The sequence below is a fragment of the Microvirga sp. GN3 genome, assembly GCF_055792825.1.
In genome coordinates this window covers 17,036-30,856 of record NZ_JBVVAK010000096.1, presented here as the reverse complement: position 1 = coordinate 30,856, position 13,821 = coordinate 17,036, and the positions used below count along the sequence as shown (strand labels likewise).

The 13,821-nt window shown below is 59.9% G+C and carries 9 protein-coding genes and 1 pseudogene; 4 read left to right on the top strand and 6 right to left on the bottom strand.

What is annotated here, in order from left to right; all coding sequences use genetic code 11:
- Positions 1–963 precede the first annotated feature (963 nt).
- Entirely contained in the window at positions 964–2,238 is a 1,275-nt protein-coding gene (locus ACS5Q1_RS32195) for an IS256 family transposase (protein ID WP_473102031.1), read from the bottom strand.
- A gap of 202 nt (positions 2,239–2,440) precedes the next feature.
- On the opposite strand from ACS5Q1_RS32195, the gene ACS5Q1_RS32190 reads away from it, so the two are divergent.
- The 3 genes from ACS5Q1_RS32190 (at position 2,441) to ACS5Q1_RS32180 (ending at position 7,375) form a co-directional block, all read left to right on the top strand.
- Complete coding sequence (locus tag ACS5Q1_RS32190; RefSeq protein ID WP_473102030.1) at positions 2,441–3,517, top strand: efflux RND transporter periplasmic adaptor subunit; 1,077 nt, start codon at positions 2,441–2,443, stop codon at positions 3,515–3,517.
- A 16-nt stretch (positions 3,518–3,533) separates the two neighbouring features.
- Positions 3,534–6,677 carry an efflux RND transporter permease subunit gene (locus ACS5Q1_RS32185; RefSeq protein WP_473102029.1) on the top strand — a complete coding sequence of 1,048 codons (3,144 nt, stop codon included), beginning with the start codon at positions 3,534–3,536 and terminating at the stop codon, positions 6,675–6,677.
- 74 nt (positions 6,678–6,751) lie between these two features.
- Positions 6,752–7,375 (top strand): TetR/AcrR family transcriptional regulator, encoded by a 624-nt coding sequence (locus tag ACS5Q1_RS32180; protein WP_473102028.1) that lies wholly within the window; start codon positions 6,752–6,754, stop codon positions 7,373–7,375.
- Positions 7,376–7,641: 266 nt separating this feature from the next.
- Here the strand turns inward: ACS5Q1_RS32180 and ACS5Q1_RS32175 are convergent, their stop codons facing one another.
- Positions 7,642–8,061 (bottom strand): hypothetical protein, encoded by a 420-nt coding sequence (locus ACS5Q1_RS32175; protein WP_473102027.1) that lies wholly within the window; start codon positions 8,059–8,061, stop codon positions 7,642–7,644.
- Positions 8,062–8,695: 634 nt separating this feature from the next.
- On the opposite strand from ACS5Q1_RS32175, the gene ACS5Q1_RS32170 reads away from it, so the two are divergent.
- Positions 8,696–10,222, top strand: coding sequence for a tetratricopeptide repeat protein (locus tag ACS5Q1_RS32170; RefSeq protein WP_473102026.1), 1,527 nt, complete (start codon positions 8,696–8,698; stop codon positions 10,220–10,222).
- Positions 10,223–10,362: 140 nt separating this feature from the next.
- Here the strand turns inward: ACS5Q1_RS32170 and ACS5Q1_RS32165 are convergent.
- The 4 genes and pseudogenes from ACS5Q1_RS32165 to ACS5Q1_RS32150 all read right to left on the bottom strand — a co-directional run.
- Positions 10,363–10,626, bottom strand: a pseudogene (locus tag ACS5Q1_RS32165) (IS6 family transposase); the annotation flags it as partial.
- Positions 10,627–10,823: 197 nt separating this feature from the next.
- Positions 10,824–11,840 carry a sugar-binding protein gene (locus tag ACS5Q1_RS32160; RefSeq protein ID WP_473102025.1) on the bottom strand — a complete coding sequence of 339 codons (1,017 nt, stop codon included), beginning with the start codon at positions 11,838–11,840 and terminating at the stop codon, positions 10,824–10,826.
- Between the two features lie 38 nt (positions 11,841–11,878).
- The gene (locus ACS5Q1_RS32155; protein ID WP_473102024.1) at positions 11,879–12,904 is read right to left on the bottom strand and encodes an ABC transporter permease; all 1,026 of its coding nucleotides are present in this window, start codon (positions 12,902–12,904) and stop codon (positions 11,879–11,881) included.
- A gap of 12 nt (positions 12,905–12,916) precedes the next feature.
- Complete coding sequence (locus ACS5Q1_RS32150; protein ID WP_473102023.1) at positions 12,917–13,657, bottom strand: ATP-binding cassette domain-containing protein; 741 nt, start codon at positions 13,655–13,657, stop codon at positions 12,917–12,919.
- Positions 13,658–13,821 lie beyond the last annotated feature (164 nt).

The following is a 13,821-nucleotide window of genomic DNA, read 5'->3' as shown; positions in this document are numbered from 1 at the left end:
ATCGAAAGCGCACGATGCGAATGATCGGGTCATCTACAACGATAAGACCGGCTATCTCTATTACGATTCCGATGGCACAGGCGATGCTCCCATGAGGGCGATTGCGAAGCTGTCCAAGAACTTGAATATCACCCACAAGGACTTCTTTATCGTCTAAAACGGAACTTTGCTTACGACACTTATGGACCGATAGGCACTCACTGACCTGCATAACCGCCGCAACGGTGCTCGGATTTAGACGGCCGCTCTCGTATTGAGCCAGGATATCTTTCCGAGTGAGTTCTCACGCGCCCATCAGCGCCATGCTCATCAAGTCTGCTGTCCCTCACGTGAGAACGGGGCAGGACGCTGACATAGGGCTCGTTAGCGCCTCAAGTGGCGATCGGACGTCAAAATGACTCAGCAACATTATTGAGACGAATCACGGTGCTCTTAAACGCCTGACCTGACCGACACGCGGGTTTCAGAAGATGAGAACGGCGCCTGTCACTCTGAAGGGATTTGAGGTCATGCGAATGATCCGTCAGCATCACTGCATCCTAAGGCATCAGGGTGCGGCGGGCGAAATCCGTCTGTGAACGAGTTGTTTGGTCTTGGGCATGAGGAGGCCACTCCGGTAGGTGTGCTATGACCAACCTCAGTTACTGCAGCAGGGCCCGATCCATTTACCCGCCCTATCCGAGTTAGTGACAGCTCCCTGGAAGAGGCTGCCAGCTGGTTCGTCATATATTCGACGGACAGGATGATCCCTCCTCTCCAACCGCTGTGATATGGGAGCGCTAAGCGATTCCCGCGATAACAACACGCAGATGCGGCAGCACTGCAGACTGTGTCGGGGACTTCCTCGCGTGCGGTGGCGCACAGACCATCTGCCCTCATGACGAGTATAAAGTGACGAAAGTCGACATTCGTCAGGTCTCAGGTTTCGGAGATAACGCCAGATTTTGGTGACGGCCTGACCGATCAGGCGGCGGGTTGAGCTTGCGATGCAGGTTGGGAAGCACCGACCTCAATGCCGTCAGCGAACTTCACACCTTGGATCAGCTTTGGCAACTGGTTCGGGCCGTCAAGGCGTCGCCAGCCCGTCTGAGCACCCTCGACCAGCTTGAAGACCATCACCAACGCAGTCTGGTTCGACAGACAGCCCTTGGCGCGGATGGTTCGGTGCCGCACAGTTGCAAACGTACTTTCAATCGGATTGGTCGTTCGCAGGTGCTTCCAATGCTCGGCCGGGAAGTCATAGAAGGCCAGGAGCACATCGCGATCCTTGACCAGGCAGTCCACCGCTTTCTCATACTTGATGCGGTACGTTTCTATGAAGGCGTCGAAGGCCGCATCAGCGTCCTTCTTGGTCTCGGCCATCCAGATCGCCTGAAGCGCCGTTTTGGCCTTGGCGTGAAGGCTCTTCGGCAGCCTGTTGAGAACATTGGCTGTCTTGTGCACCCAGCACCGCTGTTCGCACGTTGTCGGCCAGACTTCGCCCAATGCCTTCCAGAAGCCCAGAGCCCCATCGGCGACCGCAAGTTCCGGTGCAACCGCCAATCCCCGCCGTCTCAGGTCCAGCAGCAGGTCGCGCCAGGAGTGGGCGCTCTCGCGCAGGCCGTCAGTAAAGCCCACCAACTCCTTTTTGCCTTCCGGCGTCGCCCCGATCAGGACCAGGATGCACTGCGCCTGATCTTCAAGGCGTGCTTCCAGATGGATACCGTCCGCCCATAGATAGACATAGCGCTTGGCCGACAGATCGCGCTTCTGCCAGCGGGCATGGTCCTCGCTCCAGACCTGCTTCAGGCGGGCAATGGTGGAGGCCGATAGCCCGGGCGCATCCTTGCCCACCAAGGCCGAGAGCGCTTCGGCAAAGTCGCCGGTGGAGATACCCTTGAGGTACAGGATCGGGATGAGCACCTCTAGGCTCTTCGAGCGCCGGGCATAGGGCGGCAGGATCGCGGGCCTGAAGCGGACCCGCTCGGCGGGGGCTACCTGACGGTCGCGCACCCGGGGCTGGCGCACGCCGACCGGACCAATGCCGGTCAACACCTCACGGAGCGGCAGATAGCCGTGGCGCACGAGGCGCTGAAGGCCATTCTCGGTCTTGAGCGTGGCGTGCTGGGCAAGGAAATCGGCGACTTCGGCCTCAATGGCTTGGGCCAGTAAGGCGCGGGCGCCCTCGCGCAGAATGTCGGTCAGAGAGTCAGTAAAGCTCCCTGGCTGGGCGAGCTTGAAGACGTTATGATCGGACAAGGCGTATCACTCCTTTGGTGGAGAAGTGGAGGCTCGAACACCCCCACGATACGCCGCCTCATCCCGTCATGCCGTCCCCAACTTCCGGCGATACCTCGGTTTCGCCTGAGCCATTTGAAGCGGGAGCTCCGGCGGTGCGCTGGCTCGGATCCGCCCACAGGCAAGCGCCTAGCCGGGAGAAGGCGTACCGGAGATGAATGCCATGCGCGCATCCCTGCCCATCCTCACACTTGGTCTTGCCGCGACGCTTGCTGCCTGCCAAGCAAAGCCCCAGGAAGCGGTAAAATCTGATCGCCCGGTCTTGGTGCAGGCGGTGGCTTTTGAGCCTCAGGCTCCGGAACGGACCTTTGTCGCGACCATCCGGCTCCGTGTCGAAAGCGATCTCGGCTTCCGCGTTGCCGGGAAGGTGGCCAGGCGTCTTGTCTCCGTTGGCGACACGGTCAAGGCAGGTCAGGCGCTGGCCGCCCTCGACGCGACCGATCTGCGCCTTCAGCGGGAGCAGGCGGAAGCTGAGATGAAAGCTGCGACCGCGGCGCTCCTGCAGGCTGAGTCCGAACTCCGGCGCATCCTCACCCTGAGGGGACAGGGCTGGTCCACGACGGCAACCTACGACCGCCAGCAAGCCATTACCGAGGACGCGCGAGGCCGCCTGGCCCGCGCCGAGCGCGCCCTATTGCTAGCTGAGAATGCTTTCTCGTATGCAACCCTGACCGCCGATTTGGACGGTGTTGTTACCGCCACGCAGATCGAGCCGGGGCAGGTGGTCGACACCGACAAGGTCGCCATCCGCATCGCCCGCTTGTCGGAGAAGGAAGCTGCGATCGCGATTCCGGAAGCTCAGATCGCTGCGGTCCGAACCGGCACCGCCTCCATTGCTCTCTGGTCAAACCCGGACAAGCGCTATCAGGCGACTCTGCGCGAGCTTTCGCCCTCGGCCGACCCGGCTACCCGCACGTATCAGGCCCGATTCTCGATCCTGAGCGCCGAGGAAACGGTTCAGTTCGGCATGACGGCGACGGTTACGATCGGTGAGGCAGGAACTACGGAAGTTGCGCGCCTGCCTCTCTCGTCACTCCACAACCAGGGCGGAGGCCCGGCCGTTTGGGTGGTCGGCACGGATGGACGACCGGCTCTGCGGCCAGTCACGGTCGCGGCCTACCAGTCCCACGATGTGCTCGTCACTAAAGGAGTGAGCGACGGCGATCGTGTGGTCATCCTAGGGGTCCAGAAGCTCGATCCAGGCCAGCGGGTCCGAATCGTCGAGACGCTGCAGTTCTAAACCTTCGGAGCCAGCCATGAAGCAGTTCAACCTGTCTCAATGGGCCGTGCACCATCCGGCACTCATCCTGTTCCTCATCGTCGCGATCAGCTTCGGCGGGCTACTCTCTTTCCGCTCGCTCGGGCGCGCGGAAGATCCGAACTTCACCATCAAGAACGTGATCGTGACGGCGATTTGGCCGGGCGCAACGGCGCAGGAGATGCAGGACCAGGTTGCGGATACCATCGAGAAGAAGCTGCAGGAGCTGCCATGGCTTGACGAGGTTGTCACCTACAGCAAGCCAGCCTTTGTGGCGATGAATATCGGCCTTCGCGACAACACTCCAGCTCGGGACGTGCCGCAGCTCTTCTATCAATTGCGTAAGAAGCTTGACGACATCCGAGGCCAACTGCCTAGCGATCTGATCGGCCCCAATGTGAATGACGAGTATGGAGATGTCGATTCGCTCCTCTACATGCTGACCGGCGACGGCGCTGACTTCGCACAACTCAAGAAGGTCGCCGAGGGACTGCGTCAGCAACTCCTGAAAGTCCCTGGGGTCACGAAGGTCAACCTTTATGGCGTGCAGGAAGAGCGCATCTATGTTGAGTTCAGCCACGCCAAGCTGGCCACCTTGGGCATACCGCCACAGGCTCTGTTCGAGTCGCTGCAGAGGCAGAATGCCGTTGTTCCCGCTGGCATAGTCGAGACAAGAGCCCAGCGGATCCCCGTGCGCGTGACGGGCGCGCTTGACGGGGCGAAGGCCGTAGCCGAAACCCCGGTCGAGGCGGATGGGCGCGTGTTCCGCCTCGGGGACATCGCGACGATCACCCGTGGCTTCGAAGACCCATCCGACTTTCTGGTGCGCCAGCGCGGCCATCCTGCGATCGGTCTCGGAGTTGTCATGGCCAAGGGGGCGAACATTCTCGCCTTCGGCCACGATGTGAATGCCGCCAAGGACGCCTTCATGCGGGCGGTGCCGCAGGGCATCGACATCGAGCAGGTCGCCGACCAGCCGCAGGTGGTTGATCACGCGATCACCGAGTTCGAGCACTCGTTCATCGAAGCCCTCGGAATCGTGCTCCTCGTCTCGTTCGTGTCGCTGGGCTGGCGCACCGGCATCGTGGTGGCGCTCTCCGTCCCCCTTGTGCTCGCGATCACGTTTGCTGTGATGAGCGTCCTCGGCCTCGACCTCCACCGCATCACCCTGGGTGCTCTGATCATAGCCCTCGGCCTGCTGGTCGACGATGCGATCATCGCCGTCGAGATGATGATGGTGAAGATCGAGCAGGGCTGGGACCGTATGCGCGCAGCGGCTTTCGCTTGGACCTCGACAGCTTTTCCGATGCTCACCGGAACGCTGGTGACCGCAGCGGGCTTCCTCCCGGTCGGCTTCGCCAATTCGGCAGTCGGAGAATATGCCGGCGGCATCTTCTGGGTCGTCGCAATCGCCCTGATCGCATCCTGGTTGGTGGCGGTGATATTCACCCCCTACATAGGGGTCAAGCTTCTACCGGGGACGCTCGCCCAGCACGCGAACCCGCACGAGATTTACGAGACCCGTATATACCGTGGCCTGCGCCGGATTGTGCAGGCCTGCGTTCACCGGCGGGGACTTACGGTATTGGCTACGATCGGCATCTTCGTGACTTCGATCGTTGCCTTCGGCCGGGTTCAACAGCAGTTCTTCCCATTATCCGAACGGCCCGAGCTTTTCTTTCAGATGCGTCTGCCCGAAGGCACGGCGATCGGCGTCACAGCCGAGACGGCCCGACAGGCGGAGGCAATCCTCGGCGACGATCCCGATATCCTCACGCATACGACCTATATCGGTCAGGGCTCCCCACGATTCTGGCTCGGCCTCAACCCTCAGCTCCCCAACGAAGCCTTCGCAGAGATCGTGATAGTCGCCAAGGACGTGCCGGCGCGCGAGCGTGTCAAGGCACGCATCGAAGAGGTAGTGGCACAGGGCGCCCTCGCCGCGGCGCGGGTACGAGTCGACCGCTTTAATTTCGGGCCGCCTGTCGGCTTCCCGGTTCAGTTCCGCGTCATCGGCCCGGACGCGATGACAGTGCGCCAGATTGCATCCGAGGTCCGCGACGTCATGCGGACCAACCCCAACGTGGTCGATCCCCATCTTGAGTGGAACGAGTTGGTCCCATCAGTGTGGCTGGTGGTCGATCAGGAGCGTGCCCGCGCGCTCGGGCTAGATCCGAAGACCGTATCGCAGTCCCTGCAGACGCTTCTGTCTGGCACCCCCATTACCACCGTTCGTGACGGCACCGAACGGGTGGAGGTCGTCGCCCGGACAGTAGAGCAGGAACGCCTGGATCTCGGTGGCATTGGCGACCTTACAATTGTGTCCCGCAACGGGCTCGCGGTGCCGCTCGCCCAAGTCGGACGTATCGAGTATGCCCATGAGGAGCCGATCCTTTGGCGGCGTAACCGCGATCTATCGATCACAGTTCGAGCCGACGTGGTCGATGGCGTCCAGCCGCCGGATGCGACGAGCCAGATCTGGCCGACACTAGCCGGGATCCGTGACCGGCTTGAGCCCGGCTATCGTTTCGAGATCGGCGGTGCAGTGGAGGAGTCGGCGAAAGGCAATGCGTCCATCTATGCGCTGTTCCCGCTGATGATTGGAGTGATGCTGACGCTGCTGATGATCCAGCTTCAGAGCTTCTCGCGTCTGCTCCTGGTTTTCCTGACCGCGCCGCTTGGCCTGATCGGCGCGGCGCTCGCACTCAACTTGGCGAGCCGGCCCTTCGGCTTCGTGGCGCTGCTCGGCTTGATCGCGCTGGCCGGCATGATCATGCGCAACACCGTAATCCTGGTCGATCAGATCGAGATGGACGTGGCGCAGGGTGCAACCCGGCGCGAGGCCATCGTCGAAGCAACGGTACGTCGGGCGCGCCCGGTGGTGCTCACCGGACTGGCGGCGATCCTGGCGATGATCCCGCTCTCCTCGTCGGCGTTCTGGGGGCCTATGGCCGTCACCATCATGGGAGGTCTGTTTGTCGCTACCTTCCTGACCCTGCTCTTCCTGCCGGCGCTCTATGCGCTGTGGTTCCGCAACCACCTCGACGAGCGTGGCGCCGGAAACCGCTCGGCCGAGGAATCTGGGATGGGTCGATCAGAAGAATTGGATAGGCAGCCCTCGCTGCCGATTGCCGCTGAGTAGGCTCGCTGCGAGGATGGGAGCCGTGCACTAAGCCATTCATTGACGAATGATGAATTTTATCATAGGTTTAGTCCATGGATGCTGATGCTGTTCGCACTTCGGCTGAGCCTGACACCCGCTGTCGTATCGTCGAGACGGCCGAGCGGCTTTTCCGGCAGATCGGCTATCAGAAAACCACCGTAGCCGACATCGCGAAGGCGCTCCGAATGAGCCCGGCGAACGTGTACCGCTTTTACGACTCCAAGAAGGCGATTAACGAGGCGGTCGCCGAGCGCCTAATGCGCGAGGTCGAAGAGGCAATCGAAGCGATCGCACGTCAAAAAATTCCGGCGGCAGACCGGTTGCGAGACATGATCGCGACCATGCATCGGATGACTGCGGTCCTGTACACCGATGAATTGCGCATGCATGAAATGGTGGAGCGGGCGCTGAGCGAGAGCTGGCAGGTTGTCCACGGCCATCTTGAGCGAAAGAGCGCGATCTTCCAACGGGTCGTCGAGGAGGGGATCGCCGCCGGTGAGTTCACGTCCGCCGATCCGGTGGTGGCGTCGCGGTGCGTGCTGGTTGCCCTGATTCGCTTCTGTCATCCGGCACTCCTCGTGCAGTGCGCTGGAGAACCCGGCCCATCCTTGGATCAAATGACGGAGTTCGTGCTGGCCGGCTTGGGCTGCCGCACTGGATCGGCGGTAGAAGGCTGATCTTGCCACGATAGTCGTGGCCAAACCCGGGATTGATAGAGCCGGTCGATTGGCTGTTGCGTCAAAACGCTTCGGCAGGAGACTGCATCGCGGGTCCCAACGAGCCAGAGAGCACTACCATCATCAGTGAGCGCAATTTCGCCAATCGTCGACGAGGCGAAGCTCCCAAACCTGTGGGCGGTGTGTCTGGAGCCTCATAGGCTGGCGACGCGGGGCAAGTCCCGTTACAGTGCTAACAACACTTTTCAAAGCAAACTCTCATCTGATTACTCTGCTGGGGCGAAGCTCTCGCGATGTGTTTGGACCAAGTCAGCCTTCGTTGCCATAAATCCAATATAGATAAAGAGTGCGACCGAGATCATAGTCACGAGTTCCCCGCCAAGTAAAAGAGGCAAACCCAAACCCATGTGACCAAAGACGACGAGGGTAAGCCCAACCATCATTGCAGGAAGGCCGATGACGGCAGTCCAGAAATGGGTCCATGAAAGCCGGGTCCCGGCGGTGTGTGGAAAGAAACGATAGAACGAAGCGTAGAGAAAGAAGCCGACCCAACCAAGCAGATTCACATGCACATGCACAGGCCTAATCGTAAAATCTTGCAACAGGGACATAAATATACCCATGGAAACCCCCGTTCCGAGAAAGACGAGAGCCGCGCGCAAAAAGAGATTGGACAGATTGATCACAGCTTATTATCCTTCTAGAATGAAGCCATTACTTATAAAACAGGAGCACATAGTTGACATCAACTGGGAATAATGATTTTCATTCACGCGTACTACTTCTAATTGCCGTGATATATTATCCTGGAGGATGACCGAGGCAACTCTGATCGCAGAGGCCATCCGACCGACGGAGCATTGACCGTTCGTGAGCTTCGATCATCTGTTTGTTGATCTCAGCGTAATTCACGTCTCTGGTGCTGATACGGCCTATGTGCTCGGGTTGCCGGACCTGCTTGAAAGACCGTTACGCTGCATACGGTGACACCGTATTCGGCTCCTGCCCGAAAGCTCTCAATGCCGTGTTGGACTCGAGCACCGTCAGTTCAGTTCCACAGTCAGCGCAGGTACCGATCGAGGGAGCTGCAATCAGTTTCTTAGTCCCGCATGCCTCGCAGCCGCAAAGCGCTGGGATCAGCGTCTCTGCGACTCGCTCCGCAGCCGTTCTCAATGCCTCGCTTGTTTGTACGATATGATCGAACATTGTCATCTCCTCATGTCTGGTCCAACAGGGCGCGCCTTGATCAGCCTTGCACTAAGAAGACTTTCCTCGCTCGCCTCCTTGACAATGCGGCAGTTGTAGCGAGCATTTTCTTCCGTGGCTCTTATCGGAAGTTGTCTGTATTTTCCGGAAGTTTCCCGGCCAATTTCTGGGAGTTCACGGACAGGCGGGGTGATGCTGAACGACAGGAAACAGATTGCGGCAGTGATCAGGGACTACATCGCGCGTGAACGCATGTCGCGCGAGCAGTTCGCGTTCAAAACGAAGTTGGGCAAGTCGACAGTCGACAAACTGCTGACAGGACGCTTCTCCGATAAGACCCTATCGATCGTTGAGAGCCAGACGCAACTTTCCCTGCGACCTATAGTCGGTGGATCGTTCCGGTTACCGAACGACACGGCCCGTCACTCCCCTAAAGCCGCAGACTTGAAGCCCCTCGACAAGCCATCAATCGCTGTCTTGCCCTTTGTGAACATGGGCATGGATCCTGAGCAGGACTTTCTCGCGGACGGCATCTCCGAGGACATCATCACCGCCCTTGCACGTCTGCGCTGGCTGTTCGTCACCGCCCGGAACTCCACGTTTGTCTACAAGGGCACGGCCGTGGATATCCGACAGGTCGCGCATGATCTCGGGGTCCGTTACGTCTTGGAGGGTAGCGTCCGAACCGCCGGTTCGCGCATTCGTGTCACCGGTCAGCTTATTGATGCGACGTCAGGCAAGCATATCTGGGCCGAGAAGTATGACCGCGACATGCAGGACATCTTTGCCGTTCAAGATGACATTGCAGAGCGTGTCGTTGCTGCCGTAGAGCCGCACCTTTATGCCGAGGAAGGATTTCGCGCGTCAACGGAGCAACCGGACAGTATCGATGCCTGGGGGCTAGTGGTTCGGGCCATGACTCTTCTCAACAAGGTGGAGCGGACGCAGAATGAGGAGGCCCAGTTGCTCCTGCGGCGTGCCGTTAGTCTGGAGCCGCGTTATGCACGAGCCCATGCTCTCCTCAGCTGGGCCATTTGGTGGGCATGCATGTGCCTGTGGGCGCCTGACGTGGAGGCAGGTTACGAGCAGGCAGCCATTCACGCCCAGGATGCTCTTGCCCTCGATCCCAGCGAACCTTGGGCCAGAATGGTGTCTGGACTGGGCCTCAGCACGGCCGGCCAGCATCAGCGAGCATTGGCGGAACTCGAAACCGCGCTGATGCTCACCCCGAGCTTTGCACTTGGTCATACAGCGCTCGGCTGGGCACTCCTGAGAGTAGGCCGGTTCGAGGAGGCCATTGTCGAAACTGGGTGGGCATTGCGCATGAGCCCGCTCGACAGTTTCTCCGGGTTCTATACGACCACCCATGGCCTTGCCCTCTTGGGTGCGCGTCGATTCGAAGAGGCACTCCCTTTTCTCAGAGCATCCGTTTCCGGTTTCACAGACTATACCGGGCCCTTCAATACCCTGATTAGCTGCTGCGGCCATCTAGGGTTAATTGAAGAGGCTAAGGAGTTAATTGCTGTTCGAGACCGAATGGACCCGCCGCTGAGCCTGAGCTTAGTCCGCAGGCATCTGCACAAATTCGCGCACTGTGAGGTGTTCGTTGAGGGCCTTCGCAAGGCGGGCGTTCCTGAATAGGTATCATGAATTTCGCCTCCAGCGAAATACCATGACGAATTGCAGCATCGGCCTTGTCATGGGAACCTGACTCCAGCCGCAACCGAGGGCGCATTGGATCTTGTTATTCTGCTGAGGCCGCAATGCGCCATTGACGAGTCGCTTCTGTCCTGAATAGAGACCACCATCTCATCCAGATGCCACGTACCGGTCGGTTGAGGACGCAGTCGGCGCAGATTGCGGGTGAAAGCAGGTTCGAACTTATGGACCCGCCGCCGGACTGTCTCATAGGATAGATCCAGTCCGCGCTCGGCCAGGAATTCCTCTGCATCACGGTAGCTGAGAGTGAAGCGCAAGTAGAGCCAGACGGCCTACCGGATGACCTCGGGTGGAAACTGATGGCGAGCATAGGAGATCGGCTGCATTCCCTACCCACCCTACCGTGCATCAGCCTGCAGCCGTTTCCCGTAACAAGGCCAGGCTCTCCGGTAACATCATCCTGAAGAAAGGCGTCGTCCGCCCATCATGACAGACAAAGAAGAACACCTCCGAACGTGGGTTCGGAGGCGCATTTCTCAGGTTGCGGCGGACTAGATCCACCTCGCCGTCAAAATATGATGTCCTAGGTTCCGGAGCCACCGATGCAGGTTGCCGCGTTCTGCGGGGTGCAGACATCGAGACCGGTATAAGTCGGATCCTTCGGCGCAGGCTTACCGTCCTTCATGTCCTTCAGGAACAGCATGGTCTTGTAGCCCATCTCGAATGGACGCTGACCAACCTGTCCCTTGGAGAGTCCCGCCTTCATAAGGTCCATCTGGACCGGGAGCGTGTCGGCGACGACCAGCGCGAGCGAGCCGTTGTCGATGCGGTCCTTGTATTTTTCGGCAACCCGGCGATAGGCCTGCGGAATGAACTGCGGGAAACCACCCGTCGGAATGAAGGCATCGAGTTGCGGGTTCTTGCCGAGAATGTCCTCCATCTGCTGAACGGCCCGCGGGAAGTCGTCATCCGTGTAGAGCGGGCAGCCGTCGATCTCGCGCCAACCGTTCTGGCCTGTCAGCTTCGTGCCTGGAGCCGCGCTCGACTTCGCTCCGGACAGCGTATCCCGGATCCCCTGCATGCGCTCGTTGTGGTTGGCCGCGGCTGCGCCGCCAGACTGGATGCAAATCGTTCCCCCCTGCGGCTTGAGCTGCTGGGCGAGCTTGGCGAGGTTCACGCCAATGTCATAGTTGTAGGTTCCGACATAGGCCGTGCGCAGGGCCTTATCCTTGTCGAGAAGGTCGGAGTCCCAGGTCAGAACCGGGATGCCGGCCTTCTTCGCGCCTTCGAGAGCTCTCGCCATCGCGGCTGCGTTCGAGGGGGAGACAGCGATGCCGTCAACTTTCTTCGTGATCAAGTCGTTGACGACCTGAACCTGCTCATCGCCGCCGCCATGTTCGCCGGGGCCGATATACATGCACTCGATTGCGCCGTTCGATTCCTTCTCGGCTTTCTTGCAACCGTCGCGGGCCTGATCGAAGAACGGGTTGTTCATGTTCTTAGGCACGAGTGCGAAGGTGTATTTCTTCCCCTGCGCCTGAGCGCCGGCGCCCAGCGCAAGGAGAGCGGCAGCCGCCACGCCTAAGGTTAGAATCCTCATTGATGTCCTCCTGTGGTTATGATCGCCCGGCATTGTGCTCAAGCCGAACGTTTGCCGCGGATCCGCTGGAGCAGAACCGCCAACACGATGAAGAGGCCGACAAAGGCGCCCTGCCAGTTGGCATCGACGCCTGCCATGAGAAGGGAGTTGCGAATGACTTCGATCAGTGCCGCACCGATAACGGCGCCGTAAGCGCCACCCTGACCGCCCATGAGATCGGCCCCGCCGATGACGGTCGATGCAATGACGCGCAGTTCATAGCCTTGTCCAAGAGCGTTGATGGCCGAACCCTGCCAGCCGACGATCAGGACGGATGCGAGCCCTGCCGTAAGGCCCGAGACGATGTAGGCCTGCAGCTTCACGCGCCGGACCGGAACGCCGGTCAGACGGGCGGCATCCTCATTGCTGCCAATGGCGTAGAGATAGTTGCCCCAGGCCGTGAAGTTGAAAATAAAGCCAAAGGTGAGTGCCAGGATCGCCAACACCCAGACGGGATTGGCGATGCCGAGAATCGAGTCACCCCCGATAGCGTTGAACGTCTCTCCCCATGGCCCGAATTCATAGATCATCCTGTTCTCGGACAAAACGATTGCGAGAGATCTGGCTGCCGAGAGCATGCCCAGTGTGACGACGAAGGCTGGAAGCCCGACATAGGCGACGAGAAAACCGTTCACCGCTCCTGCGGCCGCGCCTGTGAGAAGTCCTGCCAGGATCGCAACGGCCCAGTGATACTCGGCCTGGAGGATGAGGCCGCAGACCACGCCCACGAGACCCATCAAAGAGCCGACGGATAGATCGATGCCGCCAGTGAGGATCACGGCCGTCATGCCGACGGCCATGATACCGATGAAGGCGAAATTGCGAGTGATGTTGAAGAAGTTGTCGGACGTGGCAAAAGCATCGGGCTGATCCCACGCCATGACGGCACAGATGATGATGAGCGCAATCGTGACCCAGAAGGGCTGGCTTGAGAGCAGCCTTTGACCAAGGCTCCGTTCCTTGAGGCCCGTAATATCCTCAATCGCGACGCTGCTCTGGAGGGGGCGAGTGGGAACGGTCGTCATAGGTCCTCGGGGTTATACTGCGTGAATGGCTCCTGTGATGAGGCCGGTGACCTCTTCAGGAGAGGTTTTGTCGACAGGTTTGTCTGCGACCTTCGTGCCTCTGCGGATGACAGCGATACGATCGCAAACGGCGAACACGTCCGGCATGCGATGGCTGATCAGCATGACAGCGATGCCTTTGTCCCTCAGACGCCGAATCAGATCGAGCACCTCGGCAACCTGCCGCACGCTGATCGCCGCCGTCGGCTCGTCCATGAGCACGATGCGCGCGTCCGACAGGCGCGTTCGTGCGATGGCCACGGCCTGGCGCTGGCCGCCCGACATCTGCTTGACCAGATCGCGGGGGCGCGTCTCCGATTTCAGCTCTTTGAACAGCCCGGCGACGCGAGCATACATGGCCGGATAATCGAGGATCTTGAGCGGCCCGATCTGGCGCTTCAATTCCCGGCCGAGGAAAACGTTGGCAGCGGCCGTGAGATTGTCGCACAGGGCGAGGTCCTGATACACGACCTCGATGCCCTCGGCACGGGCATCGACCGGTTTATGGAAGTGCTTGACCTGACCCTCTATCCGAATCTCGCCCTCAGAGGGGCGGAAATTCCCGGCAATAACCCGCACGAGAGTGGATTTGCCGGCGCCGTTGTCGCCCATGAGGCCAACCACCTCGCCGGCATCGACGGAGAGATCGATGCCTTTCAATGCCTCGATGGCACCGAAATGCTTGGCAATACCCTGAAGCTCGAGGAGCGCCATACATCCTCCCTCGATCGGTTCTCAACGCGAACCGGGCTGCCTTTTCGGCATCTCTTCAGCGGAGGATTGCAGTTCTGTTGGGAACGGTAAAGCCCTTTCGTCAGCGGCCCATGGCACGACAGGATATAGCTTAGTTCTCTAATACTTAATTCCCAACGATTTCG